Origin of the sequence: Helicobacter suis, from assembly GCF_902196135.1 — a bacterium.
Classification (GTDB): domain Bacteria; phylum Campylobacterota; class Campylobacteria; order Campylobacterales; family Helicobacteraceae; genus Helicobacter; species Helicobacter suis_A.
The window spans coordinates 13,045-38,473 of sequence record NZ_CABIKE010000008.1 but is presented as its reverse complement, the minus strand read 5'-3'; the positions used below and the strand labels follow the sequence as shown (position 1 = coordinate 38,473).

The window sequence follows — 25,429 nt, the reverse complement described above, 5'->3', positions numbered from 1 at the left end:
CCTATAGCGCTTTGGCTTCAGCCACGCCCAAAAACGCGCGATAAACTAACCACAATAACCCCTTGCGGTTATGCTGGATACGCGGGTTAGCATCATTGACAAGTACGCGATCAAAAAACACTTCTAAGGGCTCTTTTAACGCAAAAAGCGCATGGATTTTATCCTGTAAAGAGGCAAAATGTGTAGCTTCTAGCTTATGGTAGGCTGTAAATAACTCTACTTCACTTGAATCTATAAAAAGCTCTGGATCAACCGGTTTTGTATCCTTGTAATCTTGTGTAATATTAGCCACTCGTTTAAATACGGCCACAAATTCTTTAGTCTGTGTTTTTTCAAAAAAAGCTACAAGAGCCCGGACTTTGGCATCAATTTGGCAGATTTCATAATCCCCTTGATTGAGAGTTTCAATGCCTTGTAAAACTCCCTTATACAAGTTGGGGTAAAAATTAGGGATAGTGGATAAAACATGGAGAAAGCGCTCTAGTATAAAATCTCTTAATATTTTGACATCAAAAGGTTTATAGCCTAGATTTTGTAAAGCTAATAGATCGCTTTCTAAGTTAAAAGGTATTTGGTATTGTAAACAAATACGCAAAACCCCATTACAACTACGGCGCAACGCAAAGGGGTCTTTAGAACCTGTGGGGATTTTTCCAATGCTAAAAAGGGAGAGCAAACTATCTAATTTATGGCTTAAGGATACCAAAGCCCCTAATAAAGTTGTAGGGAGGGGCGTATTTTCAGCGGTGGGTAGGTACTGCTCTTTAATAGCTGTGCAAATAGCGGAGGGATAACCATGGTGCTTAGCATAATAAGAGCCCATGATTGCTTGTAACTCTGGAAATTCATAAACCACTTCACTTAATAAATCAATCTTAGCTAGACTTAAAGCCTCTAACACTTGCTCTTCTTCTACCTCTAACATGAATTTTTGTACTAAATAGCGCGCGATTTGTTGTTCTCGTTTGATTTTATCTTTCAAACTCCCAAGACCTTGTATAAAGGCAATTTGATCTAAAGCATGCGTGCATTGTTTAAAATTAAAAGGCTTATTTAAATCGTTATGATAAAAAAACATCGCATCACTCAAACGCGCCCTTAGAACCTTTTCATTACCCGCAATGATCTCTGTAAAATCTTGTGCATGGATTAGGGGCGTGTTACTCACCACAATAAAGCCATTATTTAAAACACCTTCTTTAAAGGTTGCAAAATAGCGTTGGTGCTCTTGCATGGAAGTAGTAATGATCTCAGCAGGTAGTTCTAAAAATTTAGCATCAAATTGCCCGTAAAGGGCTGTAGGGTAGGAGGTAATAGCGATGATTTCCTCTAATAAATCCGGATTAATCTGTACCTCCATTTGGTGGTGTTGTTCTAAAAGGCGGATTTCTGTAAGGATTTTTTCGCGCCGCTCTTGAGGGTCTAAAAGTACTAAACCCTCTTTAAGCACTTCAAAATAACGCTTTACACTGGGGGTTTTAAAATAATCAAAGCCCTTTGCAAAGTGAAGTTTAGTAGCCTGTTTATCACTGCAAGCAAAAGTTTGCATGCACGCGCTTAAATCAATGGCTTGGTGATCAAAAATCACGCAAATGTTGTGGATAGGGCGGATAAAACGCGCGCGTACATCTCCCCATGCCATGCTTTTACCAAAATCTAAAGATTTAAGAAAATTTAGTAGTAGCGTATCTAAGAGAGTGGCCGTTGGTTTGCTAGGTGTTGTGGTGGTGGCGTATAAAACTTCTTTAGCTCCCTTTGTAGCGGTTTGTAAGGCTATTGTAGGGTCTAGGTGGAGTTTTTGATAAAAATTTTGCCCGATAGCATTTAAAACATGCCCGTTCATGCCTACATTTAAAGGAGGTCCAAAGTGTTCTTGGGTGTGGGTTGGAGTCTCTGTAGGGAAATTTGGATCGTATAAAACTAGGCGTGTGGGGGTATAATAAAAATCAGTCTGGCTTGTTAAATCATATTCTTTTAGAACAGAGCGCCATTTGTCTTTTAAATGTATAAATTCTTGCAAGAGAGGCTTAGCTGGCATCTCTTCTAAGAGAATTTCAACGAGTAAAGCTTGATTCAAGTAAGCTCCTATTGTGGTTCTATAGCGGTCATCTGTATTTTATGCTGATCAAGGGTTACTTATGCTAAGATTATATCAAAATAAAATGAAAAACTCTTAATGAGGTTTTAGTATGGAGTGTAGGGTGGGTGCTTTTTGTAAAGGTGTTTTGTTTGTGTCATTTTGTTTTGCGAATGTTCTTTTGGCAAAAAAAGCTACTTTAGCTGAGTGTGTTGATCCGCGCAACTTCACCCCCGCGCAAAAACAGGTGTTAGTGTATGCCTACCGCTATGGCTTAAAAGATAATTTAGGCTATGAACTAGCTGCTATTGCTTGGAAAGAATCGTGTGCGGGTATGTACCGGGTAAATTTTAATGAACCAAGTGCAGGGATTTATCACGCCTATATCCCCCATGTACTCAAACTCTACAATGAGCGCGATACAAGTTTTATGCAAGGTGTTTATGGCGATTTGCTCATTAAAGATCAAAATTTTGCCTCCCGTGTGGCTTTAGATACTTTAGTTAGCTGGAAGCGCATTAACAAGGGGAATTTAAAAGACATGATTAAATCCTATCATAGGGGTTTGCGCTGGCAAAAGAGCGAACACTTTGATCAAATGGCTAATGAATATTATGAAGATATAGTGGCTAAAATTAAAACCCTGCAAAGTGTGATGCCTGCCTTAGAGGAGGTAGTGGATTCTACAAAAAAATCTACGCCTAAACCTATACCAGCAATCCACCATGAGGAGATTCACCATGAAAACCCAATCCGGCCAGAACCTAAAATTATCCAGTCTAAAGCTCTTCCTAAAATTGCTCTAAATACAGCCCATTCTACCCATAAATCCCTATCTAGCCGCAAAAGACAAAAAAGTAGACCCCGTTACTCTAATCCCCCCCAAAAGCCCCAACACAACACCACCACACACCCCCAACAATCATCAGGGAAAACCCCTAAAAATAGCAAAGATGCTAATTCCATTATTCTAATGCAAGAATCTCCGGTCTTTTAAAATGCAAAAAACCCTTCTAATTATCACCGATGGAGTCGGGCATAACCCTGAATCTGAGGGCAATGCTTTTTTCCATGCTAAAAAACCTACCTATGATTGGATGTTTGCTAATATCCCTCATAGCTTACTTAAAACACATGGTTTAAGTGTGGGCTTACCTGAGGGGCAAATGGGTAATTCAGAAGTGGGGCATATGTGTATAGGAGCTGGGCGCGTACTTTATCAAGATTTAGTCAAGATTTCTAAGGCTTTTGCAGAAGATAAAATGGAGGAAAATTTAGCGCTAAAGAGTATTACAGATCACACCCAAACTGTACATGTCATCGGTTTAATGAGCGATGGAGGCGTGCATGCCCATATTGATCATCTCATGAGCATGGCTTTACTCTTAGAAAGATTGGATAAAAAAGTATATTTGCATCTCATCAGCGATGGGCGTGATGTACTGCCACAAAGCGCGCTAGAGTACTTAAACATGATTCTCTCCATTTGTAATGAGAATATTAAGATTGCCACCCTCTCAGGGCGCTTTTTTGCTATGGATCGCGATAAACGCTACGATCGTATTTTCAAGGCTTATATGAGTATTGTCCATGCGGGCAATAAAACAGAATTTACTCCAGAGCGCTACATCAAAGAGATGTATTATCAAGGGATTAGCGATGAATTTATAAAACCGGTGAGTTTTAAAGAATACAGCGGCATGTTTGATGGGGACGGGGTTATTATGATCAATTTTAGAAGCGATCGCATGCGTGAGCTCACTCAGGTTTTAGGCGGGGATTTAGAAGTCTTTAAAGATTCTGTAAGAGAAGCGCCAAAACTTTACATCGCTACCATGACGGCTTATAGTTCTGATTTTCCCTACCCTGTACTTTTTTCTAAACCAGATATTCAAAATACTCTAGCCCAAGTTGTATCTAGCGCTAATCTTAGCCAAGTACATATCGCTGAGACGGAAAAATATGCCCATGTGAGTTTTTTTATCAATGGAGGGATTGAAACTCCCTTTTTAAATGAAGAGCGGATTTTAATCCCTAGCCCTAAGGTTAAAACCTACGATCTAGTCCCTGAAATGAGTGCTTTTAAAGTAGCTGATGCGGTGTGTGCTAGCATGCAAGAGGGTAAGGATTTAATCATTGTTAATTTTGCCAATGGGGATATGGTGGGGCATACGGGCAATTTTAAGGCCAGTGTTTTAGCCATAGAGGCACTAGATAAAGCCTTAGCACAGGTTATACAACTTGCTAAGAAATTAGATTATGCCATGCTTTTAACTAGCGATCACGGTAATTGTGAGCAAATGCACACCAAGGAGGGGCAAATGCTTACCAATCATAGCACCAATGAAGTGTATTGTTTTGTTATGGGCAAGGGTGTTACGCGCGTTAAACATGGAGGGCTTAATAATGTCGCAGCCAGTGTACTTAAATTAATGGGTTTGCCCATTCCTGAGTCAATGGATGCACCCTTATTTTAACCAAAGGACATTGTATGCAAACAGAGATTTTACAAGCCCTGCGCTCTTTAGCCCCTAAGATTTATCAGGCTATCAAAAAGGGAGATACTAGCTATACAGAAGGGTATAACCCAACAGCAGATAGACAATTAGCCATAGATTTAGCGCTAGATACGCTTATTTTTGAAACTCTTATGGGTTTAAAAAGTGTGGGGGGGGTGATGAGTGAGGAAAGAGAGGAGGCGCACTATAAAGATTTAGGAGAGTTTTTAGTGGCCTTTGATCCTTTAGATGGTTCTAGTGTGGTGGGGGCTAATTTTTTGGTGGGGAGTATTTTTAGCATATATGCACGCACCCCTCTAGGTTTTAAAGACTCACAAATAGGCCAAAAAGTCCAAATGGCTGCTTATATTCTTTATGGGGCTAAATTAGAGTTAGTGATCTCTATGAATCAACAAGTACAGCACGAATTATACGATGAACACCAGCAAATCTGGGTTAAAAAAGGCGATCTAAAACTCCAAGAAAAAGGTAAAAACATCGCGCCCGGTGGTAGTTGGCAATATTTTACTCAAGAATACAAGGCATTTTTAGATCATTTTTTTAAACAAGGGTATCGCTTGCGCTATAGTGGGAGTATGGTAGCTGATGTCCACCACCTTTTAACTAAGGAGGGGGGGATATTTTGCTACCCCTCCACTCACGATGCGCCACAAGGCAAGTTGCGTAAACTCTTTGAAGTTTACCCTTTAGCTTTTATTGTAGAAAATGCAGGCGGGGAGGGTAGCGATGGGAATACAAGACTTTTAAACACCTCTTTAGAAGAGTTGCATGCCAAAAGCCCTTGTTTTTTAGGTTCTAAAGTAGAAATGCAGGTGTTACCAACATGGCAGAATCATTTGAAACAAAGCTAGAAACCTGTTTATCAAAAGTGCAAGCCTGTCAGGAAAGAAAGGGCAAAAAATCTTGTTTACAGTGTAGTTTGCTCTTGGACTGTCCGGATCGAAAAGCCTATGTACAAAGTGTGTATACAAGCATGAATAAAGGGCAAGAGGGTAATTTTGATTTTTGATAAACTCTCTTATAAGAAATTTTCTAAAATCCACTCTAGACTTCTTATTTAGCTAGTTTGCCCCTAGTTGCCACACTATTTTATAGAAAAGTATACAAGACCCGGGGATATTGTTTAGATCTATTCTGTGGGCGTGGCACAAGTGTTTTAGAAGGCTGCTCGCTAGGGCGTGTTGGTGTGGGCAACGATCTAAGCCCCCTAGCTTTTTGTTTGAGTAAAGCCAAGAGTGATTTGCCAAAACCACGCAATGTTTTGAAAAGATTAAAAGAGTTAAATAGTACGTTTTGCCCACCTAGCATCCATCAAGTAGACCCTAATATTAAAATGCTTTTTCAAGTAAAACCCTACCCCAGCTAGTGTATTTAAAAGATCGCTTAAATATTTCACGCTCAAAAGTAGACAATTTTATCATGGCGCTTTTAACAGGGATCATGGCAAGCAAGCCAAAAGTGGCTCATCTATTTATTGCAGTCATGCCCAATACTTTAGTTTTTCACCCACAACCTTAAAGCTCCCTTTTACACAAACTCTTTAACAGAGAGATTTTAAAACCCGGTGGCCGTGCTTGTGTGGTTATTGCTTAAAAAAGATAGAGGAAAAGATTAGGATTAAACCCCCATTCTTTGCGCGACTCGATCGCTAGCTGCCTTGATTTTCTCCATTAAATTTTTAGTCTCATAGGAGAGATCCACAGTCTTTTGGGATTCTTGCGTACCAGCGGTAATATCAGTTACCACTTGGGAGGTGATCTCGCGGATTTGGCCAATGATAGCAGAAATTTCAGTTACAGATTTTCCCGTGCGCTCGGCAAGTTTTCTCACCTCATCAGCTACCACCGCAAAGCCTCTTCCATGTTCGCCCGCGCGCGCGGCTTCTATTGCAGCATTGAGGGCTAATAAGTTTGTTTGATCAGCGACATCTTTAATCGTTTGCGTGATTGTAGAAATGGAGTCAGACTGGGCGCTAAGGGTGTTGACTAAATCGCTATTGTTTTTCATGGTATTAGCGACATTTTGGATATTAGAAGTCGTTTTTTCAATCATTTCATTTCCATGGTCGGTTAATTGCTGGTTTTCTCTAATCAGATCAATAACCATGTGGGCTTTCTCTTCTCTATCTGTAACATCCCAAGCAAACTTAATAAATTTATAAATTTCTCCATTTCTATTAAACACCGGGTTATAGCTAGCTTCTAAATACACAACTTTACCCGATTTAGTAAGACGCTTAAATGTGCCTCGTGTAAATTGCCCGGATTTTAAACGATTCCAAAAATTTCTGTATTCTTGGGTTTTTACAAATTCAGGATCGCATAAAATGGAGTGGTGTTTGCCCTGAAGTTCAGAAAGGCTATACTCCATTCGTTTTAAAAAATTCTCATTAGCCGTTATGATATTGCCCTCCATATCAAACTCAATCAAAGCCATAGAAGCTAAGCACGCGTTATGGATTGCCTGTAAATCGCGATACTCTACAACTTTAGCGGTAACATCTGTAGCAATTTTAAGAATTTTAAGTACCTTGCCATTAGCGTCTAAAACGGGGTTATAGGTGGCTTCTAAAAACACCTCTCTTCCACCTTTACCTATACATTTGGAGGTTTCATGTTTAAATTGCCCTGATCTGAGCTGTGCCCAAGTTTCTTGATAATCAGGTAAAGCCACCATTTTAGGATCATAAAACATTGAATGGTGCTTACCCTTAATTTCCTCTAAGCTATAGCCCATCGCGTTTAAAAAGTTCTCATTAGCCGTAATCACTTTGCCCTCAGTGTCAAATTCAATGAAAACCATAGAGCGATTAAGAGCGTTGTTAATAGCATTTAAATATTGGTTTTGCTCTGTGAGTTTAGTAATGGTTTGTAGGTGGGCACTTTCGTTTTCTTTTCTACTAAAAAATGGCATGCTTTTTCCTTTTCTATGCTACTTAATTTGATTGGGATAGGTTTTGAGGAAAGTAAGGCTTAGCATGCCTATCTTTTCTCTAAAGAAGGCAGCAGGTTTAGATCTCACCCCCCCCCCCCCAGTTGTGTCCGTGCTGGCATTTTTGTCCTTGAGTTTGGGTTGCAGGTAATTTAAGGGGGAATTGTAGCATAAAATCCTTATGCGCGCGGATAAAAGTTCCTAATTTATATCTATGCGCTACAATATTGAAAAACTAAGGAAAGTAAGATGTCTTTTTTTAACCGCATCTGTTTTTTAACCCTCTTTTATTCGGGAAAATTCCCAAAGGGTCCGGGTACAGCTGGAAGTGTGGTCGCTCTTTTTCTAGGTTTGCCTCTTTTGTATGCCTCAGCCAACACGCTTTTTTTATGCGCAATCTTAATAGGGCTCATTGCCATTAAGCAAATTGACATTTATGAGGAACAAACCCAAACCCATGATGAAAAATATATTGTCATTGATGAACTAGTGGGCATGTGGATGGCTATGGCTATTGCCGGGTGGGGGTTTTTGCCCGTGCTTTTAAGCTTTATTTTCTTTAGAGTCTTTGATATTTATAAACCCTCACTCATTGGTAAAATTGATCGCGATGTGAAAGGCGGGTTAGGGGTAGTGGGCGATGATGCTTTAGCCGGGATTTGTGGGGGGCTGTGTGCGCTTATCTTAGTTCATTTAATAAAGGTGTTTTCTTAGTTAATTATAAGTTGGCAAACGGCGGTTTATACTTAAATAAGTTAATCAAGTCGCATCAGAAGTTCTTGCTTTGTATCAAGGCCTCTTTAATGGCGCTACGGTTTTCCTCTCTACCCCCTAAGTAATAGAAATGATCAAGGAGTTTAATTTGGTATTCCTGATAGTGGTGGGTATATGGATTCTGTCTGTACGCGTTGCTATGCCAAGTGGAAAGCAGAAAACTAGCCTGTGTATGTTTAAGTAAATCATGGAGTTTTTCCTCGTGTGCATGACTCCATGAGCTAAAATAGTCTGTATGTCTGCCAATATAGGGGGGATCGCAATAGATAAAGTCACCACCTCGCGCCTTTTTAAAAATCTGTGTAAAATCACAACAGAGGAATGTGTAGTCATTTTGTGCAATGCACCTACTAACCCATTCAATTTGGTTGGTGATTTTTGTGATGTAAGCAGGAGTAAAACGGTGATCTTTTTTACAATAGGGGACATTGAAGCCCCCTTTAGAATTAAAACGCATCAATCCATTAAAACAGCTGCGGTTTAGAAACAAAAAATCATGGGAATTCTGGCCTTTGTTAAATCTCTGTCTCACTTTTAAGTAATATTCTTGCCCCTCTTTTTCCAAATTTTTACCTTCTTGAATCAAAAATGCACGCGCTGAATCTTTAGTAAGGTCACCTCTTTTAATGGCATTGTAAAAATTAATAATATGTGGGTTGCTGTCGCTAAAAATTGCTATTTTAGGGGATAAATTAAACCCAACCACACCACTTCCCATGAAAGGTTCGTAATAAATCCCTGACATATCCCAAGCTCTAAATAGCTCTTTGATATAGGGGACAATCTTGGACTTAATACCTTGAATCTTTAGAGGGGGAACTCTTATCTTTTGTGGAGATCTTAGCATGGCTTAAGACCGCGATATTGTAGATATTCTTCAAGGCTACGAATTGGTTTTAGATTCCCTCTAGAGTCTGTTATAGTGATGCGTCCATAGTTCATCCAATAATCATCAAAAATCTCCTCCCCCCATTCTGCAAATATCCCCCCTTCGTGCAAAATGTTCTCAATAACTTTAATACTCCCAATATTGGCTGTATTCCCACTCCCACTTGTGTCGCTTGCTATCTTGTATTTTTCTGCAAAAAATAATGTGAAATTTTTAATCACTGAGGGGATATGTTGCAAATCTTGCAGACTATAACGCTCTAGTTCATTAATTTTTACGCGGTCGTAAATAATTCCCAAACAAAAATGCCCACTATAACTTTTATAAGGAAATTGGATGTTTTTACAAGATTCCCTATTCCTAAAATATTCCCCATGGGAGCCTAGGGTGAAACCATTACAAAAATTGGGGTTTTTCTCATTGCGATAGGTTGTTTTCAAGTCAATAGCGTATTTGATCTCTGGATTTATCTTAGATACAAATGACAAATCCGGGTAGTAATTTTGATGGCTTGGTAAAATAACTTCAAAGCCATAATTCTTAGCAAACTCTAAAATATAGGGAAACATGTGAATCTCCAAAATTTTGGAAACCACTTTTGTATCATTAGAGATCGAAAACAACTGCTTTTCATTATCAATAAATCCTTTGATCTTCCACTGGTGATCGGGTTGGCAAATTTACCACTTCAGATTTTCCAAGAAATCTCTAAAATCCCTAGCAAAACCCACCTTATGCATCGTCCACCTTAAAATTAGAACACTTAGAACACAGGAAAAAATATGAAACAAGCCCGGACACTAAAAAGTTTCAAATCCCCTGACTAGCTATATACTCCTCATAACTGCCCTTAAAATCAATCACTTTTGCGCCCTTTTTACCGGGCATAAGTTCAATAATGCGGTTAGCATAGGCGCTAATAAGCTCGCGGTCATGGCTTACACAAATAACAGCCCCCTCAAATTTATAAAGCGCCTCGCCTAGCGCGATGATAGCCTCAAGGTCTAAATGATTAGTAGGCTCATCTAAAATTAAAAAATTCCCCCTCTCTAACATCAGTTTACTTAAAACCATGCGGTGTTTCTCGCCTCCACTTAGTGCGCTTACACTCTTTTCCTGCTCTGCTCCGCTAAAAAGCATTCTTCCTAAAGCATTGCGCACCTCCGCACTTTCTATCTTTTTATTAAAATTAAACAACCACTGGTACAAACTCTCCTCCCCAAAGATGCTTTCGCCCACATCTTGGGGAAAATACCCCTTTTGCACCGTCGCTCCCCATGTAACTTCTCCACTATCTGGGGCTAAGTCCCCGATTAAAATTTTACACAGCGTACTTTTACCTACCCCATTGGGGCCAATGAGTGCGATTTTATCCTGCGGGGCGATTTTTAGGCTCACCTTTTCAAGCACCACCAAATCCCCATATTTTTTACAAATCTGTGTGCACTCTAGCGCCTCGTTGCCAATGAGCCGACTGGGTTTAAACACGATGCTAGGATCGCGCCTACTAGAAACTTGGATACTCTCAATGTCTAATTTTTCTAATTGCTTTTGGCGGCTAGTGGCTTGTCTGGCTTTGCTAGCATTGGCTGAAAAACGCGCGATAAAGCGCTCCAGTTCCTCTTTTTCCTTGAGTTTTTTATTGCGCTCGGCTTCTTTTTGTTTGGCAATTAAAGTAGAGGCGATGTACCAATCATCATAATTGCCACTAAACTCCCTAAGTGTATTAAAATCCAAGTCTAAAATGTGGGTGCAAACGGCGTTAAGAAAGTGGCGATCGTGGCTGATAAGAACCATCGTGCCCTCATGGCGCTTTAAATTTTCCTCTAACCAAGCAATGGCGTTTAAATCTAGGTTGTTAGTGGGTTCATCTAAGAGTAAAATATCAGGTTTAGGAAAAAGCACTTGAGCAAGTAAGATTTTAAATTTATCACTACTTGGCAAACTTTGCATAAGATCGCTATGGCGGCTAGCAGGAATGCCTAAATCCTCTAAAATCTTTTCTACCACCACCTCGCACTCATATAGCGGGTCCTCCTGCACACAGATCATCTCTAGTGCGGCAAGGCGCTCGTTGATTACAGGATCGTTTAAATCTGCGCTATTGTACAAATACTCCTTTTCTTTTAGGGCTTCATAGAGGGTTTTATTGCCAAGTAGCACTGCATCTTTAAGGCTAAAATTTTCAAAGGCGTATTGATCTTGGCCTAAAACCCCACTTTTAAGCCCAGCATCTATCACAACCTCTCCACTGCTTGGCTCAATTTCTCCGGCTAAAATCTTTAAAAAAGTACTCTTGCCCGCTCCATTAGCCCCAATGAGTCCATAGCGTTTGTGCGCGTCTAACTTGAGATTGACATTTTCAAAGAGCTTTTTAGTGGCATAGCGCATGCCTAAATTAGTGGTTTGTAACATGTTAATCCTGATTGTGTTTTTTGATGAGTATAACTACTTTTGGCGAAAATAAACTTTTTTAATGCCATATAAAAGAGTGATGAGGGCTCCAAGTGCGAATAAACCAGCAAAGATACCATTAAGTTCTGCATACAAGTAACGCGCTACAAGCCCCCCTACAAGAGAGGCAAAGGTGATTCCTACATTAAAAGAACTTTCATTTAATGCGATAGTGTCATTTTTTGTATCTGGCGTAAAGGTGCGCGCTAGATAGCTACTTAACATTTTAAGCGGCGCAATCAGAGCACAGCCAAAGAATCCAAAGGCCATGATATTTGCGATTAATACACCCTTTGAAAAGCTATGGGTAAAACTCATGGCGCATAAACAAAACATCTGCACGGTTAATAAAAAGCGCAACGCCGAAAAAGAACCTTTTGAGTCTGTAAGCCTGCCTCCAAATAAATTCCCAAAAATGGCAGCTATTCCAAAGCCTAGATAAATATTAGCAATGCTATCTGGATCAAAATCATGCTGTTCTAATAAGATACGCAAATAAATATAAACAACAAACATAGAACCACATGAGAGCGCGGTTACTACAAAACCTTGACAGACATGGATATATTTAAAGGCAATGCCTAAGTTTTTAAAATTTGCCTGTTTGCTGCTAAGTTTTGGCATGACAAAAAATGCAAGGAGCGCTACTAAAAAACTCAAACAGGCAATCAAGAGAAAGGGGGATAAAAGCCCGTAGTTTTTGGATAAAAGAATACCAATAGGTACACCTGTTACAAGGGCAATAGTAAGTCCACTTGCCATAAGACTTAATGCCATGCTTGTTTTTGATTTGGGCGCAACTTTAATGCTAATGATTGTGGCGATGACAAAGAATAAGCCATGCATAAGGCCACTAATAAAACGCGCAGCAAGCGCTACCCAGAGGGTATTACTCAAAAATACAGCCGCATTTGAAAGACAAAATACAGAAAGGGTAAATACAAGCTGGTTTCTATAATTCCATGAGGAAATAAGCACGCTAACAATGGGCGCACCCACCACCACACCACAGGCATAAAAGGTGGCTAGATTTCCTGCCTCACTATTAGACACACCATAATACACACTTAGGCGTGTTAAAATCCCAGAAACGATAAACTCTGCTACCCCAAGACAAAAACTCGAACAAGCCAAAAGCGCGATAATTCTCATATAATGCCGCATATTACCTCTATTCTTTAATTACACACTCTATCAAAGTTAGAAACTCTAGGTACAACTAAAGTTTAATGATCGCGGCGCATTCTAGCATGCTTTCTACATGCATTGGTGTATGAGATACGGTGTGTTTTTCTAAACAAATATCAATTTTTATGGCTTTTGACAGAAATCTCACTCTTTATCAATAAGTGTACTACAAAGTTTTAATGCGTATTTTTCTCTAAAACCCGTTTTGCTAGACTAGTTGGATCAATTTGTAAAGATTGTTCTATTAATTTTGTGTTGCCATGGGAAATATAAAAATTACCCAGTTCAAAGCTTGTAAGCGCAACCGGGCTATCTGCCATAAATTCTAAAAGCGCACTTGCCACACCGCCTATTAAATACGCATCGCTAAAAACATAGATTTGTGTATAACGGGGTAAAATTTCTTTCAGCGCGCTATCTAGTGGTTTTAAAAAACGCAGATCTAAAAGCGCAATTTTAAGCCCCTCACTCTCTAGCAATTTTAAAGTCTGATAAGCCCGCCCTACTCCATTCCCATAGCCCACAAATAAAATATCCCCCTTACTTAAAAGCAACTCACACTCTCCATACACAAAGGGCCTAGCCTCAAAGATACCTTCTGGCAATAAAAACGATCCTCTTGGGTATCTAAAAGCACAGGGGCCACTTTGGTGATCTTTAGCAAAAATAATAGCTTGTTTGAGAGTAGCATTATCTCTAGGGGCTAATAAAGTCATGCTAGGAATGGGGCGCAAATAGGCAAGGTCTAATAAACCCTGATGGGTTTCGCCATCTTCGCCTACAATACCAGCCCGATCAATGGCAAACTTAACAGGCAAGGACATAATCCCCACATCATGTACAATCTGATCAAAGGCGCGTTGTAAAAAAGTAGAATAAATGCTGACAAAAGGTTTAAAACCCTCTTTAGCTAGAGCTGCCATAGAAGTTACAGCATGTTGTTCAGCAATGGCTACATCCCAAAAACGCGTAGGATAGGCATCTATAAGTTTACCCAAGCCCGTGCCCCCCGGCATAGCTGCTGTAACGCCTACGATTTTTTCATCTTGAGCGCTTAATTCTAAAAGGGTTTGAGAATATACCTCTGTAGGGCTCATCACCTTAGGCGCGCTTTTTAAACTCTGCCCTGTTTTTAAATCAAAAGGCCCCACCCCGTGCCATTTTTCGTATTTGCCCTCAGCAATTTCATAGCCCTTACCCTTTGTGGTTTGGGCATGGATAATTAAAGGAACTTTGGTTTCTTTAGCCAATTTAAGCGCTTGAATAATGGCCTCTAAATCATGCCCATCAAGAGGGCCCATATAATTAATGCCTAACTCTTCAAATAAAATCCCGGGAGTGATGAGTTTAAGCGATTCTTCAAAGCGATTAGCCAAATAACTCACACTATCTGGCATGGATTTTAAAATAGCCTTGATCTTATCGCGAAAAGACTGATAAAGGGGGCGTGCCATTAACTGAGAGAGGGCATTACTAATCGCGCCTATGGGTTTGGCAATACTCATCTCATTATCATTAAGTATAATCACAAGTGGGTATTTGCGATCGCCTAATTCATCTAAAGCTTCATAGGCTAGCCCGGCGCTTAAACTCCCATCCCCTACCATCACCACAGGCACAGAAGTAATCCCTTTAAGTGCATAGGCCTTAGCCACCCCTACACCCAAAGAGATCCCCGTCGAGCTATGCCCAGCAATACAATAATCATAGGGCGATTCACTAGGCCGAACAAACCCGCTTAACCCTCCAATTTGGCGCAGAGTACTAAAACTTTCAAAACGCCCTGTTAAAAGTTTATGCGCGTAGGCTTGGTGGCTAGTATCAAAAATAAAGGGGTGTTTATTTTTATCAAAAACGCTATGTAACCCCACAATAAGCTCAATAGCGCCCAAAGAAGAACTTAAATGCCCGCCATTAGCACTCACCACCTCTAAAATCCGCTCTCTAATTAGCGCACAAACCCGCTCTAAATCTGCTATATCCTTTTGAAAGACTTCTAACTCTGCCATATTAGACCTTTAAATTATCCAGCACGCTCTCTTTAAGGTTTTTATAACGCGCCATTAAATTCCCATCAATATTACCCTGAGAACTGCTAATAAGCACCCCGCCCTTAGCAATGGCATCGCTAGGCTCAAGTTTGATCTTGGGTAAGTCTTTAAGGTTTTGTAAGAGAAAAGGATAATCTAGGGTGTTAACTTTCATGCAAATATCTGTTGCATCCATGATATTTTTGAGTAATTCCTTAGCTAAGGCTAAGGCCACCTCTTGGCTTTTTTGCTCCACTTCTTTAACAATCACTTCTTTAGCAATTTCAACAGCGATTGCGCTTAATTCTTTCTCTAAAGTTTCTAAATGGCCTTGTGATTGCTGCATGGTTTGATCAATAGTAGTAATAGATTGTAAAAGATGCTTTTTTTCCTCATCAATGCTAGCGTTTAAATCATTCTTAGCCTTTTCCTCACCCTCTTTAAAACCAATTTTATAGCTATCTTCTCTGGTTTGCTGGATAAGCTGTTGGTTTTCCTCTTGGGTTTTTTCAAATTGCATTTGTAGCTTAGCTAAATGGCTAGAAAGTTCATCTGTTTTTTTAAGCAAACATTCAATGAGATCGTTTTCTTGCTGGATAGAGCGTACAACCGGCCCTTCATCTGATTCTTCTTGTAACTCTTCTTGTTTATTTTCTCTCTTTTGCTTTTTTTCTTCCGGTGTTTCAGTACTCAGATCGGCTAGGGATTTAAAGGTGTATTTTCTAATGCTATGTTTTTCAAGGTCCTCCTTAGGGATTAAATTTTCATCACCTAAGTTATTCAACAATATCTTCCTCGCCACCCATTTGGATCACGCCTTTTTCGGCTAGAGACTGGACAATCTCAATAATTTTTCGTTGCGCAGATTCAACATCTTTAATTTTAACCGCTCCCAAATACGCCATTTCCTCAATAAATTGATCGCTAGCGCGGCTACTCATGTTGCTTAAAAACTTAGTTTTTAACTCTTCAGTAGAAGTTTTAAGGGCTAAGGTGAGATCTTTTTTATCCGCCACTTTGAGGATTTCACGGATCGCAAAGTTATCTAGGCTACTAATATCCTCAAAGGTAAACATCATCTCTTTAATATCATTGGCTAATTTAGCATCAATATTTTCAATACGCGCAAGGGTGGTTTTAGCCGCCTTTTGGCCTAAGCGGTTAAAGATTTCAGCCACCGCACGCAAGCCCCCTACTTCTACTTTATAGCTAGTGAGTGCCTCTAGTTTATTTTCTAGCACGGTTGAAACCCGCTTAACTACCTGAGGCGAAATATCGCCTAAACTCGCCATTCTAATACTCACCTCAGCTTTCATGTCATCTGGGAAGAAACTTAAAGTTTCAGCAGCATTAGGTGATTCCATATGGGCTAAGATGAGCGCGATAGTTTGGGGGTGTTCGTTAATGATAAAGTCGGCTAGTTGTTGGGGTTTGATACGCCCTAGATACGAAAAATTCTTTTGGGTTTGTAAACTACGGCTAAGTTTTTCTAAAATGATTTTAGCCTGCTCAGGGCCTAAGGCCTTAATTAAAAGTTCTCTAGCATACTCAATCCCACCGGTGTTGATGTATTGGTTGGATTGTAAAATCGCAAAGAATTCTTCTAAAACCGCCGCGCCGATGGCCTTATCTGTGCCGTTAAGTTGGACAATTTGCTTACTAATTTCAGTAATTGAATCCACATCTAAATGGCGTAAAATCCCCGCCGTTGCTTCCTCGCCCACCTGAATGAGTAAAATAGCGATCTTTTCAGACATGGTAAATTCGTCTAATTGTGATTTCTGTCTAGGAGTTAGTTTAGCCATCATTTTTCCTTCGTATTAGTAATAGCAACCTCATCTTTAATCAGCAATTTAAACATAGAGGCGATCTCTTCGGGTTTTTCTTTTAAAGAATGGCGTACCCGCTCTAGCATAATATCATACTTCACATCCTCCTCATCAAAGCTTGCACTCAAACCAAGTTGATCTTCTACTTTTTTACGCATTTCACCAAATTTATCTACCTCCTCATCGTCTTCTTCTTCAGTCGCAAAGAGAGATTGTACTTGTTCCTCCTCATCGGGTTGGATTTCTAGCATGCGCTGGCTGAAGGGTGTAATGATCTTTTTATAAAAGACATAAAGCACTAGCCCAACAATGATATATTTAAAGAGAGAGGAAAAAGGACCTAATACCTTTTCTGTAGTGGCCACCACTCTTTCATACGCACTCATGGGTACATATTTTGTAGATTTAGCGTTAAACTCAAAATTGCTCACTGTAACCGCATCGCCTCGATTCTGGTTATAGCCAATGGCTTGTTTAACTAGCGCGTTGATTTGATCCATTTCAGCAGCAGAAAGCGCCACATACTCCATGCTCTCCGTCCCATTTTTATTAACCTTTTGGTATTTACCATCTACTACAACGGCTGCATTAAGGCGCGTGAGTACCCCAAACTCACCCTTAATTTCACTAACCATTTTACCCACTTCATAATTAGTGGTGTTGGTAGATTTTTCATATTTTTCCTTAAGTTGATCATTGGCTATCCCCTGCACAGGCCCAATATTACTCACCACACCCGGCACTCCCCCTACTTGCTTTTTAGGCAAACCTTCTTTCTTTTCCTCCATTGTCTGCTCGCTGCGCACAACATTATTCGGATCAAAAGTTTCTTTAGTGCTCTTTTTTTGGCTAAAATCAAATTCGGCATTCACCCGCGCTACAACCTTATCTCTTCCGCCTACAATGGGCGCTAAGATATTAGCGATCTTACTCTCTAGCATATTTTCAAAGTTTTGTTTGTAGCGCAACTGGGCTTGGGCTAATTCGCGGGTAGTATCTAACTGATCGTTTTCTCCCAAAGGCTCGCCATTTTCATTAACTAATTTAACATTCTCTACCGTAAGTTTAGGCACAGAGGCGGCGATGAGGTTTTTAATCCCGATGATTTGCCTTGGTAAAAGGCGCATGTTGGGTTTAATTTTAAGCATAACAGAGGCAGTAGGCGGAATCTCATGGCTTACAAAAACACTATCTTTAGGGATAGCAATGTGAACATTAGCCTTTTCTATCGGATTGAGGCTTTCAATTGTACGGCTAAGTTCTCCTTCAATGGCGCGGATATATTTGATATTTTGATCAAAATCTGTTGCCCCAAAATCTTTAATATCAAAGATTTCATAACCCACCTTGCTAGTTTTTGGAATGCCCTGTGAAGCTAAAGAAATGCGCTCTTCATAGATGCGATCTCTGGGGATTAAAATCGTGTCTTCTTTGGGGATTTTATAGGGAATGTGCTTTTGTTGGAGATGTTGGAGGATTAAAGCATTATCGCTATTATCCATGCCCTCAAACAAGACTCCATAGCCGCTTAAATCACCCTTATCATGGGTGGGGTAAATAAGTAGAAACACCAAAAAGGCTACAATGAGCGTTACAGCTGTAACGATTGTGATCTTTTGTGCTCTATTAAGTTTTGAAAAAAAGCTGATAACCTGCTGTAGTAGACTCTTAAAATCCACAAACTATCCTAAAGAGCTAAAAATTAGTGCCGTTTTAAAAATCCAAGATAAAAGCCCATAGAACAAGACACCCACGCGATACCCATAAAAAAGCCTCCTAACACATCAGTGGGGTAATGCACGCCTAAATAAACCCTATCATACATCATAAATAAAATCCATAGCAATAAGACACAACACAGTATCCCCTTAACACTTTTGCTTAAATGCCCCAAACATATAAGAAACAAGAGCAAACCATAAAATAAACTAGCCGCCAGCGCATGCCCGCTAGGATAACTAAAACCATGAGCAAAGGCTAAAACACCGTTAGTGGGGGGGCGTGGTCTTTGCATCACATTCTTAAAAATCTTAAGTGCAATTTCGCCAATTAGCACGGTACTAAAAAACCAAATCCCCAAAGCATAACGCTTTAAAAACACCCAATAAAGCGCGATTAAAAAAGCTAGAGGAATAGTAAGCCTAGACTGTGCAAACCAAGTACTAGCTTGCACAATGGATAACCAAAGATGGCTTTCTGTAGGGGAAGGGTTAGAGCGAATTAAAGAGATAAAGAAAACATCTAAATTTTGTATAAAAATATGGTTTTCTTTAACACACATAGTTTCTAAGCCCAATAAAATAAACAGCACGCCCCCTAAAATCCACAAAGCCCAAACCACTGCGCTACGCTTGCCCTTATAGGGAACTTGCATATTTCACTCCCATTGCATTTTACAAGCCAGAATCATAACCAAAAAATAATAAAAGATCGCCTTAGATAAGGCTTGCTAGGGTGTTTTCATTGATCTTAGAATAAGCCTCCAAGCCTCTTAATAAAAAGTGGTGTGCTCAGGCTTACAAAAAAGTACTAATTCTTTGCCATCGGCTAAATGGTAAAGCTCAACAGAACCTTGATCTAGAACAAAATCCACACTACAATCATGTAAACTGACTTCAACACGCCTCATTTGGGATTCTTTAGGATCGGGCTTAATGCTTAAAATCCGTCCTGTAAAGGCCATGGGGTCTAGTTTGAGTTGTTGTGTAAAATTGGGGATAAGCACCTCTAATACTTTAAGAACAATGGTGATCTCATCATCTTCTTGGTAGTCCTCTACTTCAGTAGAAAGACATTTAGCTTGCACCACCACATCCTTAGCTCCAAAATGTACACGGTATTTACCCTCTCCTCTCTCATGTAAAGAGATTTTTCCGCGGATACGGTTTTTCACATAAAGACTAGAAACAGGCATGGTTTTCCTTTTAAATTTTATAGAGTTTAGCAAATCAAAGGCTACCAGCGGTAACCCAAAGAGGCAGAAAAGATACGCAACTGCCCTAAATTACTAGATTGGTAATAACTATTGCGGTTACTTTTAAAGATAAAAGTACCGCCCCAACCAATATCAAAGCCTCTAAAATTATACTTAGCACCAAAGGCGATTGCATAACCATTAGAATCAGGAATGCCAATTGCATCTTGAGGGCTAGGGGCTTGATCGTAGGCAAGAGCTCCCATGAGGCGTAAACTACGGCTCATGTAAGTTGCACCAAGTCTAAAAGTATTAGTATCTCTCCAACCTGCTCCCATATTCATCACCCCGCTAAAATCTGCAAGTCCTACCATTTTTTTAAGAGTCTCAGAACTTAGATATTGCACCGTGCCCCCCACACCCTGATAGCTCGCATTAGCAAAATCTGGGGTTACTAAAAATTTATTGCCCTGACTCCAAAAAGTGCGTTCATACACCCCCTCAATACGCAAATGGTGTTTGAAAAACTCATGGGCATAGGCTACATTAAGGATTTCAGGCAAAGAAACATTGATATTTAAACTCCCCTTAGTTAGCACATTGCCTAAACTGGGGCCTAGCTGGGTTAAAGCGGTGAGATTGCCATGCATATTAAAAGTAACACTGCTATTATAGACCACCGAAAACATGCCATGATCAAAAACGCGCAAACTAGCCCCTAATTTATACCCCCCGCCCCAAGAACTCCCATTACTAGATTGAACCACCTTAGAAGTGCCGTATAAATCTGAAATAGCTTCTTGTAACCCGCTATCGCGCATCACATTTTTAAGCTGATTGTAATATTGCATGCACGCAGGGCCATTTTGATCCATATTGGGGGTACAATTAGCAGCAGCCTTATCGCCAATTTGTGCTAGTTTTTCACGCATGCTAGAGGGTACTTGGCCACTAAAAACATCATTGGGTAAACCAATGATTTGACTCCCGCTAAGCACAGAAGCCCCATGTAAGGGCACATAAACGGTGTTATTAAAACTCCCGGTGGCATAAAGCCCTCTAGCAGCAAGGCCAATAGAAAAGCGTTGGCCAATGGTATAACTAATGCTAGGGGCTACTTGGACCATCATGATAAACACATCGCGTAAAAACTCCCCCCCCTGTCCATGCCATTTCATGCCAAGACCTGAGGGGGCGGTAAAACTCCCCCCAAAAGTAAAACCATTATGGGTACGGCTTTTATAAAAGAATTTAGGCAAGACAAAATTAGTTGTACCGGTCCAGCCCGGTACCACTTGATTACTAGGCAAAGAGGCCACTGTGATCACTTTCTGGTTAGTCATATTCTGTAAATCGTTAATGAGTTGCTGAACATCTTTTACACCTTGATTTACCAGATGGTGTAAAATTGCATTAGCCAAATTGCCAAGCCCTAGATCCTGTGCGATTTGTTCCATATTTTCTTGGGATTTATTAACTTTAAGCGTTGTTGCTGAATAAAGCCCTTGATTACTTGTAGGTACCATAAATTTAAAGGCGGGGATATTAATCACCGTGCTTGTTATTTCAAACTCGCTACGATTTTCCCCTAAATCATTTTCAAAACCCATGTTAGCGGGGTTATAATAACTCGCATCTGCTCCTCTGGCTCCGGCAATATAAGCTGAATCTAAAGCCGTACCATTAAGGCTTTGCTGGGAGATCTGAAAACCATTAGCGCCTAGAAAAACTGGTAAGAGAGTGCATAAAAAACGCAAATGCAAGAAAACTCCCTAAAATCACTGAGGATGATAAGGTTGAATCACAATCGCAACACCGGTGGTCATGTTTTGGAAGAGGATTTTTTCAGGACTGCGCTCATAATAAATCATTTGTCCATTTTCTATAAAACGCTGTAACAACACCCCATTAGGCTGGATTTGTTTACCAATGCCTTGAAAAATATCCCGCCCAAGTACAATATCATCAAAGAGATCACCATAACTCACCTCACCAAACATATCCCTAGCCGCAACCCATTTAGCACTACAAGTACCCGAAAAACAAATGTAGTTTTTCTTAATAACGATATCTCCAAAGTGTTTGCTTAGCTTATAAAGCACCAATTCTAAATCCCCCTCCTTATTGCGCCCAATGGTTCCATAATCATAAAAGCGAAACACGGGGGTATAAATATAAATGAGTTTAAACTTAGCCAACTCCTTTTTAATTTGGGCTTGTTGCTCTGCTTTGCGCTCTGCTGCGCTCTTTTTAATAAAAGCTTTTTTATGAGGTTTTTTAGGTTTTTTAGGCTTGTGAGGTTTATGGGTTTTAGGTTTATGGACTCTATGAGGCTTTTTAGGCTTAACTTGGTGGTGGCAGGCACTGACTAGCAACCCAAAAAGGATAAGCGCTAAAAACCTTCTTACCACACAAACGCCTAATTATCCGCGGATATTGTTAAAGACATTATACCAAATACGCCCATCAAGTTTAAGCTCCATACTCACTTGGCATAAACCGTCTTTATAGATCGTTTCTGTAATCTCGGCGTTGCGGATTAACGCATTAACCTTAGTTTTGATCACAGAGTTTTGTAAGATCATGTCTTTAACCGTATCAGTAGCATTGACTCTAATCCCATACATTTTTTCGCCTAGTTGGCGGTAACCATCAACAATGGCCGCTCGTTTAGCTAAAGCCAAAGCCTGAGAAGGCGAAATGGTTGATTCAGGGGCTACACCCATTCCCACAGCGCTTAACTCAATGACATTAGTAGGGGTTAGAATGGGGGTATTTGGAATGATCGCATTTGTCCCAGCGGTGGGGGGAGTTACATTTTGAGAAGAATTATCAAAACGCGTTTCAATCTGTGGAGATTTAGGGAAAACAGGCATGGAGCGGCTACGCCCATTGTTAAAAGTAGTAGGAGGATAGATAGGGGCTTGAAGACCTGTGGCTGAGGGTGGGATGAGCTGTGTAACACTGGGTTTTCTAAACCAACCACATCCAGACCCAATCAAAGCCAATCCAACACAAAGGCACAAGGGGGTATTTTTTTTCAAAAAACCCCTAACAGACTTCACACGCGCTTTTTGTATCATCACGCAACCTTTTAATGATTTAGCCCGCATTTTAACACAAAAACTCTAAATTGTAGACAGACCTACACGGCGCCTAAATAGCATGATAAAGAGAAGCAAGAAACTAACCCCACTTAAAATTGCAGCATAGCGGTGGGCAATTTGTAAGTTATTTGCCTCTGCTTGTATAAAAATGGCAATACTAGCCACGCGGGTTTGCCCTTCAATATCCCCCCCTACCATCATCACCACCCCAAACTCTCCGATAGTGTGGGCAAAGGTGGTGATGCAGCCTATTAAAAGCGCGGGTTTGATATTGGGTAAAAGCACGCAAAAGAAGGTATAAAATTTGCCCTTGCCTAAAGTGTAGCTAGCTTCTTTAAGCGAGGGAGATAGATTTGTAAGCGCGTTTTGGATGGGATTAACCATGAAGGGCAAAGAAAAAATCACACTGCCAAACACCAATCCACTAAAACTAAAAACCAACTTTAAATGTAAATATTTTTCTAAAAACGCCCCTAAAACACTGCTTGGCGCAAAAAGAATCAACAGATAAAAACCTAGCACGGTGGGGGGTAAAACTAGAGGCATCCAAGTTAGCGTCTCTATAAAAATTTTAAATAAACCCCTTTGATTAGCTAAATAAGCCCCTAAAGCAAGCCCTATGGGGAGTAAAACAAGAGTTGTAAGGGTGGCAAGTTTAAAGGTAAGAAAAAGGGTATTTAAAAATTCACTCTCCAAGTTCTTCTACCAAATAGCCGTATTTTTTTAAGATTTTCTGCCCCTCTTTGCTTAAAATAAAATCCTCTAGAGCTCTAGCAAGGGGATTTTCTCCGCCTTTTTTGGTTAGCACCATTGCCTGTTCAATAGGGCTATAATACTCCTTAGGCACAATAAAATAATGGCTATCTTTACGCATTAATGAGAGAGCGCTAAAACCAAGAGAAGCCGCCCCGCTTTGTACATATTGGTTTGCTTGAGAAATAGAACCAGCCTGCACGATCTTAAGTTCTAGAGCATCTACTAGCCCTAACTTCTGCAAGACCTCCATACTTGCGCGCCCATAAGGGGCTAAATTAGGATTAGCAATGGCTAAATGGTTAAAAGAACCTTGCAGAGCTTCTAAAGAATGGATTTTTTCTTGTTTGCTCCAAAGTACTAAAACCCCCCTAGCATACACTTTAACAGGGTAGGGCGTGTATTTTTCTTGTTGTAATCTTAGCGGCCGTTGTTTATCTGCACTGATGAACAGATCAAAGGGCGCGCCTTGCATAATTTGGTTAAAAAAATGCCCAGAAGATCCAAAACTTAAAAGCACCTGAGCGCTGTGTTGTTTTAAAAAAGCGCTTTTAATGGCCTGCATGGCCTGTGTAAGATTAGCCGCCACCGCTACTTTTATCTCTGCACCCAAACATAAGCTTGCCCACAAAATCCCTAAAACTAAAAAACGCATGCCAACTCCTTACTAGCACCAAAAATATAAGTATACAAGATTAAGCCCTCTTCTGTTAGTCTAAAAAATTTTAATCCTTAGCAAGTTTGGAGTAGAATGGGCGCTTTAAAAGGAGAGTGATGGATAGTGCAAAAAGATTAAAAGAGGCTTTGGAAGCTCTGAAAAATGGCGAATTATTAATTTTAATGGATGATGAGGATCGCGAAAACGAGGGGGATTTGGTACTAGCCGGGATTTTTAGCACCCCTGAGAAAATTAATTTCATGGCTAAGTATGCACGCGGGCTTATCTGTGTTGCGCTCACCCAAAAAATCGCGCACCAATTTGATCTTAAGCCCATGGTTAGCCATAACGATTCTAAACATGAAACCGCCTTTACAATCTCTATTGATGCTAAAGCTGCTAAAACCGGCATTTCAGCCTATGAGCGATCGCTTACTATTGAATTACTTTGTAAAGAGGAAAGCAGGGCGGAGGATTTTGTACGCCCGGGGCATATTTTCCCTTTGATTGCCAAAGAAGAGGGGGTTTTAGTGCGCACAGGCCACACAGAGGCTAGCGTGGATTTATGCAAGTTAGCCGGTCTTAAGCCCATTAGTGTGATTTGTGAGATCATGAAAGAAGATGGCTCGATGGCAAGAAGGGGGGATAAATTTTTACTAGATTTTGCTAAAACACATGATCTAAAAACTTTATATGTCTCTGATATTGTGAGTCATCGCCTGCAGAGTGAAAATCTTTTGCATTTGCTTTCTGAAGAGAGCGCGCATTTTGCGGGTTTAGAGTGTAAAGAATCGATCTTTTTAGATCACCTGCAACGAAAACATTTTGTCTATTGCTTTGGCGCGCAAAACCCTACACCCTTTGTACGATTCCACATCATTAGGGAGGATCACAAACTTTTAAGCCACCCTAAAGATTATTCCTTTTTAATGCGGGTGCTTTCTAAATTGCAAACAGAAGGCGGATTTTTAATTTGTATTGATCCACAGGCTAAAACCCATGACACCCTTAAAAATTTTGGCATCGGAGCATTGATTTTAAAAAGCTTGGGGGTTAAAACCTTTTGCCTTTTGACCACTCAGGATAAACCCGAATACGCTGCACTTAAAGGCTTTGATTTGCACATGATAGAGGCGATTTGTCCTTGATGTTGTACATAAATAGTAAGAGATTGATCCAATAGTCAGAATTCAAAAAGAACAAGAATAAAACCATGCTAGAGTGTTGCAGAAAATTTGTCTTCTTTGTTTCAGATATTGAAAATAATCAGACAGACATTTCAAATTTGATTTGTGAGTCTAGAGCC

22 protein-coding genes and 2 pseudogenes are annotated in these 25,429 nt (G+C 40.1%); 6 read left to right on the top strand and 18 right to left on the bottom strand.

Features of this window, described 5'->3' with window-relative positions; all coding sequences use genetic code 11:
* Position 1: 1 nt before the first annotated feature.
* Positions 2 to 2,077 (bottom strand): glycine--tRNA ligase subunit beta, encoded by a 2,076-nt coding sequence (gene glyS / locus G6Q06_RS05605; protein WP_240329268.1) that lies wholly within the window; start codon positions 2,075 to 2,077, stop codon positions 2 to 4.
* Between the two features lie 154 nt (positions 2,078 to 2,231).
* On the opposite strand from glyS, the gene G6Q06_RS05600 reads away from it, so the two are divergent.
* From G6Q06_RS05600 to G6Q06_RS05585, 4 genes are read left to right on the top strand one after another with little or no spacing between them, the layout of a single operon-like run.
* Positions 2,232 to 3,074, top strand: coding sequence for a hypothetical protein (locus G6Q06_RS05600; protein ID WP_240329275.1), 843 nt, complete (start codon positions 2,232 to 2,234; stop codon positions 3,072 to 3,074).
* A gap of 1 nt (position 3,075) precedes the next feature.
* Positions 3,076 to 4,554, top strand: a complete 1,479-nt coding sequence (gpmI, locus tag G6Q06_RS05595; RefSeq protein ID WP_163565975.1) for a 2,3-bisphosphoglycerate-independent phosphoglycerate mutase — start codon at positions 3,076 to 3,078, stop codon at positions 4,552 to 4,554.
* A 14-nt stretch (positions 4,555 to 4,568) separates the two neighbouring features.
* Positions 4,569 to 5,447: a class 1 fructose-bisphosphatase gene (locus G6Q06_RS05590; protein WP_240329267.1), complete on the top strand. Its 879-nt coding sequence runs from the start codon at positions 4,569 to 4,571 to the stop codon at positions 5,445 to 5,447.
* Positions 5,420 to 5,605: a hypothetical protein gene (locus tag G6Q06_RS05585; protein WP_163565974.1), complete on the top strand. Its 186-nt coding sequence runs from the start codon at positions 5,420 to 5,422 to the stop codon at positions 5,603 to 5,605. Before G6Q06_RS05590 ends, G6Q06_RS05585 begins: the two co-directional genes overlap by 28 nt.
* 608 nt (positions 5,606 to 6,213) lie before the next feature.
* Here G6Q06_RS05585 and G6Q06_RS08860 read toward each other — a convergent pair.
* Together G6Q06_RS08860 and G6Q06_RS08855 are read right to left on the bottom strand one after the other, a co-directional pair.
* A pseudogene (locus G6Q06_RS08860) lies at positions 6,214 to 6,588 on the bottom strand (methyl-accepting chemotaxis protein); the annotation flags it as partial.
* Between the two features lie 132 nt (positions 6,589 to 6,720).
* Positions 6,721 to 7,398: pseudogene (locus G6Q06_RS08855) on the bottom strand (PAS domain-containing protein); the annotation flags it as partial.
* A 378-nt stretch (positions 7,399 to 7,776) separates the two neighbouring features.
* Here G6Q06_RS08855 and G6Q06_RS05575 point away from each other — a divergent pair.
* Positions 7,777 to 8,241, top strand: a complete 465-nt coding sequence (locus G6Q06_RS05575; RefSeq protein WP_163533867.1) for a phosphatidylglycerophosphatase A family protein — start codon at positions 7,777 to 7,779, stop codon at positions 8,239 to 8,241.
* Between the two features lie 55 nt (positions 8,242 to 8,296).
* Here G6Q06_RS05575 and G6Q06_RS05570 read toward each other — a convergent pair whose 3' ends face one another.
* The 15 genes from G6Q06_RS05570 to modA form a co-directional block, all read right to left on the bottom strand.
* Positions 8,297 to 9,148, bottom strand: coding sequence for a DNA adenine methylase (locus G6Q06_RS05570; RefSeq protein WP_163565972.1), 852 nt, complete (start codon positions 9,146 to 9,148; stop codon positions 8,297 to 8,299).
* Positions 9,142 to 9,870, bottom strand: coding sequence for a type II restriction endonuclease (locus G6Q06_RS05565; protein WP_275896958.1), 729 nt, complete (start codon positions 9,868 to 9,870; stop codon positions 9,142 to 9,144). Before G6Q06_RS05565 ends, G6Q06_RS05570 begins: the two co-directional genes overlap by 7 nt.
* Before the next feature lie 130 nt (positions 9,871 to 10,000).
* A complete protein-coding gene (locus tag G6Q06_RS05560) occupies positions 10,001 to 11,605 on the bottom strand; it encodes an ABC-F family ATP-binding cassette domain-containing protein (protein ID WP_163565043.1) in 1,605 nt (534 codons plus the stop codon).
* A gap of 33 nt (positions 11,606 to 11,638) precedes the next feature.
* Positions 11,639 to 12,808, bottom strand: a complete 1,170-nt coding sequence (locus G6Q06_RS05555; protein ID WP_163565971.1) for an MFS transporter — start codon at positions 12,806 to 12,808, stop codon at positions 11,639 to 11,641.
* Between the two features lie 200 nt (positions 12,809 to 13,008).
* Entirely contained in the window at positions 13,009 to 14,841 is a 1,833-nt protein-coding gene (dxs, locus tag G6Q06_RS05550) for a 1-deoxy-D-xylulose-5-phosphate synthase (protein WP_163565970.1), read from the bottom strand.
* A 1-nt stretch (position 14,842) separates the two neighbouring features.
* Positions 14,843 to 15,646, bottom strand: a complete 804-nt coding sequence (gene fliH, locus G6Q06_RS05545; RefSeq protein ID WP_163565969.1) for a flagellar assembly protein FliH — start codon at positions 15,644 to 15,646, stop codon at positions 14,843 to 14,845.
* The gene (gene fliG / locus G6Q06_RS05540) at positions 15,639 to 16,670 is read right to left on the bottom strand and encodes a flagellar motor switch protein FliG (RefSeq protein WP_104640158.1); all 1,032 of its coding nucleotides are present in this window, start codon (positions 16,668 to 16,670) and stop codon (positions 15,639 to 15,641) included. The genes fliH and fliG overlap by 8 nt, the downstream gene beginning before the upstream one ends.
* Positions 16,667 to 18,370, bottom strand: coding sequence for a flagellar basal-body MS-ring/collar protein FliF (gene fliF / locus G6Q06_RS05535; RefSeq protein WP_006564905.1), 1,704 nt, complete (start codon positions 18,368 to 18,370; stop codon positions 16,667 to 16,669). Before fliF ends, fliG begins: the two co-directional genes overlap by 4 nt.
* 23 nt (positions 18,371 to 18,393) lie before the next feature.
* A complete protein-coding gene (locus G6Q06_RS05530) occupies positions 18,394 to 19,065 on the bottom strand; it encodes a phosphatase PAP2 family protein (protein WP_163565968.1) in 672 nt (223 codons plus the stop codon).
* Between the two features lie 117 nt (positions 19,066 to 19,182).
* Positions 19,183 to 19,605 (bottom strand): hypothetical protein, encoded by a 423-nt coding sequence (locus G6Q06_RS05525; protein ID WP_163565967.1) that lies wholly within the window; start codon positions 19,603 to 19,605, stop codon positions 19,183 to 19,185.
* 41 nt (positions 19,606 to 19,646) lie between these two features.
* The gene (locus G6Q06_RS05520; RefSeq protein ID WP_163565966.1) at positions 19,647 to 21,368 is read right to left on the bottom strand and encodes an OmpP1/FadL family transporter; all 1,722 of its coding nucleotides are present in this window, start codon (positions 21,366 to 21,368) and stop codon (positions 19,647 to 19,649) included.
* Positions 21,369 to 21,383: 15 nt separating this feature from the next.
* Entirely contained in the window at positions 21,384 to 22,016 is a 633-nt protein-coding gene (locus G6Q06_RS05515) for a hypothetical protein (protein ID WP_163565965.1), read from the bottom strand.
* A gap of 12 nt (positions 22,017 to 22,028) precedes the next feature.
* On the bottom strand, positions 22,029 to 22,631 hold the full coding sequence (locus G6Q06_RS05510; RefSeq protein WP_163533931.1) for an LPP20 family lipoprotein: 603 nt from the start codon (positions 22,629 to 22,631) through the stop codon (positions 22,029 to 22,031).
* 102 nt (positions 22,632 to 22,733) lie between these two features.
* A complete protein-coding gene (gene modB / locus G6Q06_RS05505; protein WP_163565964.1) occupies positions 22,734 to 23,408 on the bottom strand; it encodes a molybdate ABC transporter permease subunit in 675 nt (224 codons plus the stop codon).
* The gene (gene modA, locus G6Q06_RS05500) at positions 23,398 to 24,120 is read right to left on the bottom strand and encodes a molybdate ABC transporter substrate-binding protein (RefSeq protein ID WP_163565963.1); all 723 of its coding nucleotides are present in this window, start codon (positions 24,118 to 24,120) and stop codon (positions 23,398 to 23,400) included. The genes modB and modA overlap by 11 nt, the downstream gene beginning before the upstream one ends.
* Before the next feature lie 119 nt (positions 24,121 to 24,239).
* Between modA and G6Q06_RS05495 the strand changes: the two genes are divergently transcribed.
* The gene (locus G6Q06_RS05495; protein ID WP_163565962.1) at positions 24,240 to 25,271 is read left to right on the top strand and encodes a bifunctional 3,4-dihydroxy-2-butanone 4-phosphate synthase/GTP cyclohydrolase II; all 1,032 of its coding nucleotides are present in this window, start codon (positions 24,240 to 24,242) and stop codon (positions 25,269 to 25,271) included.
* Positions 25,272 to 25,429: the final 158 nt, after the last annotated feature.

Excerpts from the sequence above, each read along its gene's own strand:
- G6Q06_RS05495 (WP_163565962.1), top strand. The coding sequence starts at position 24,240 with ATGGATAGTGCAAAAAGATTAAAAGAGGCTTTGGAAGCTCTGAAAAAT.
- modA (WP_163565963.1), bottom strand. The coding sequence starts at position 24,120 with ATGCGTTTTTTAGTTTTAGGGATTTTGTGGGCAAGCTTATGTTTGGGT.
- G6Q06_RS05570 (WP_163565972.1), bottom strand. The coding sequence starts at position 9,148 with ATGCTAAGATCTCCACAAAAGATAAGAGTTCCCCCTCTAAAGATTCAA.
- G6Q06_RS05530 (WP_163565968.1), bottom strand. The coding sequence starts at position 19,065 with ATGCAAGTTCCCTATAAGGGCAAGCGTAGCGCAGTGGTTTGGGCTTTG.
- G6Q06_RS05590 (WP_240329267.1), top strand. The coding sequence starts at position 4,569 with ATGCAAACAGAGATTTTACAAGCCCTGCGCTCTTTAGCCCCTAAGATT.
- G6Q06_RS05555 (WP_163565971.1), bottom strand. The coding sequence starts at position 12,808 with ATGCGGCATTATATGAGAATTATCGCGCTTTTGGCTTGTTCGAGTTTT.
- G6Q06_RS05560 (WP_163565043.1), bottom strand. The coding sequence starts at position 11,605 with ATGTTACAAACCACTAATTTAGGCATGCGCTATGCCACTAAAAAGCTC.
- fliG (WP_104640158.1), bottom strand. The coding sequence starts at position 16,670 with ATGATGGCTAAACTAACTCCTAGACAGAAATCACAATTAGACGAATTT.
- gpmI (WP_163565975.1), top strand. The coding sequence starts at position 3,076 with ATGCAAAAAACCCTTCTAATTATCACCGATGGAGTCGGGCATAACCCT.
- dxs (WP_163565970.1), bottom strand. The coding sequence starts at position 14,841 with ATGGCAGAGTTAGAAGTCTTTCAAAAGGATATAGCAGATTTAGAGCGG.
- G6Q06_RS05575 (WP_163533867.1), top strand. The coding sequence starts at position 7,777 with ATGTCTTTTTTTAACCGCATCTGTTTTTTAACCCTCTTTTATTCGGGA.
- G6Q06_RS05585 (WP_163565974.1), top strand. The coding sequence starts at position 5,420 with ATGGCAGAATCATTTGAAACAAAGCTAGAAACCTGTTTATCAAAAGTG.
- G6Q06_RS05525 (WP_163565967.1), bottom strand. The coding sequence starts at position 19,605 with ATGCCTGTTTCTAGTCTTTATGTGAAAAACCGTATCCGCGGAAAAATC.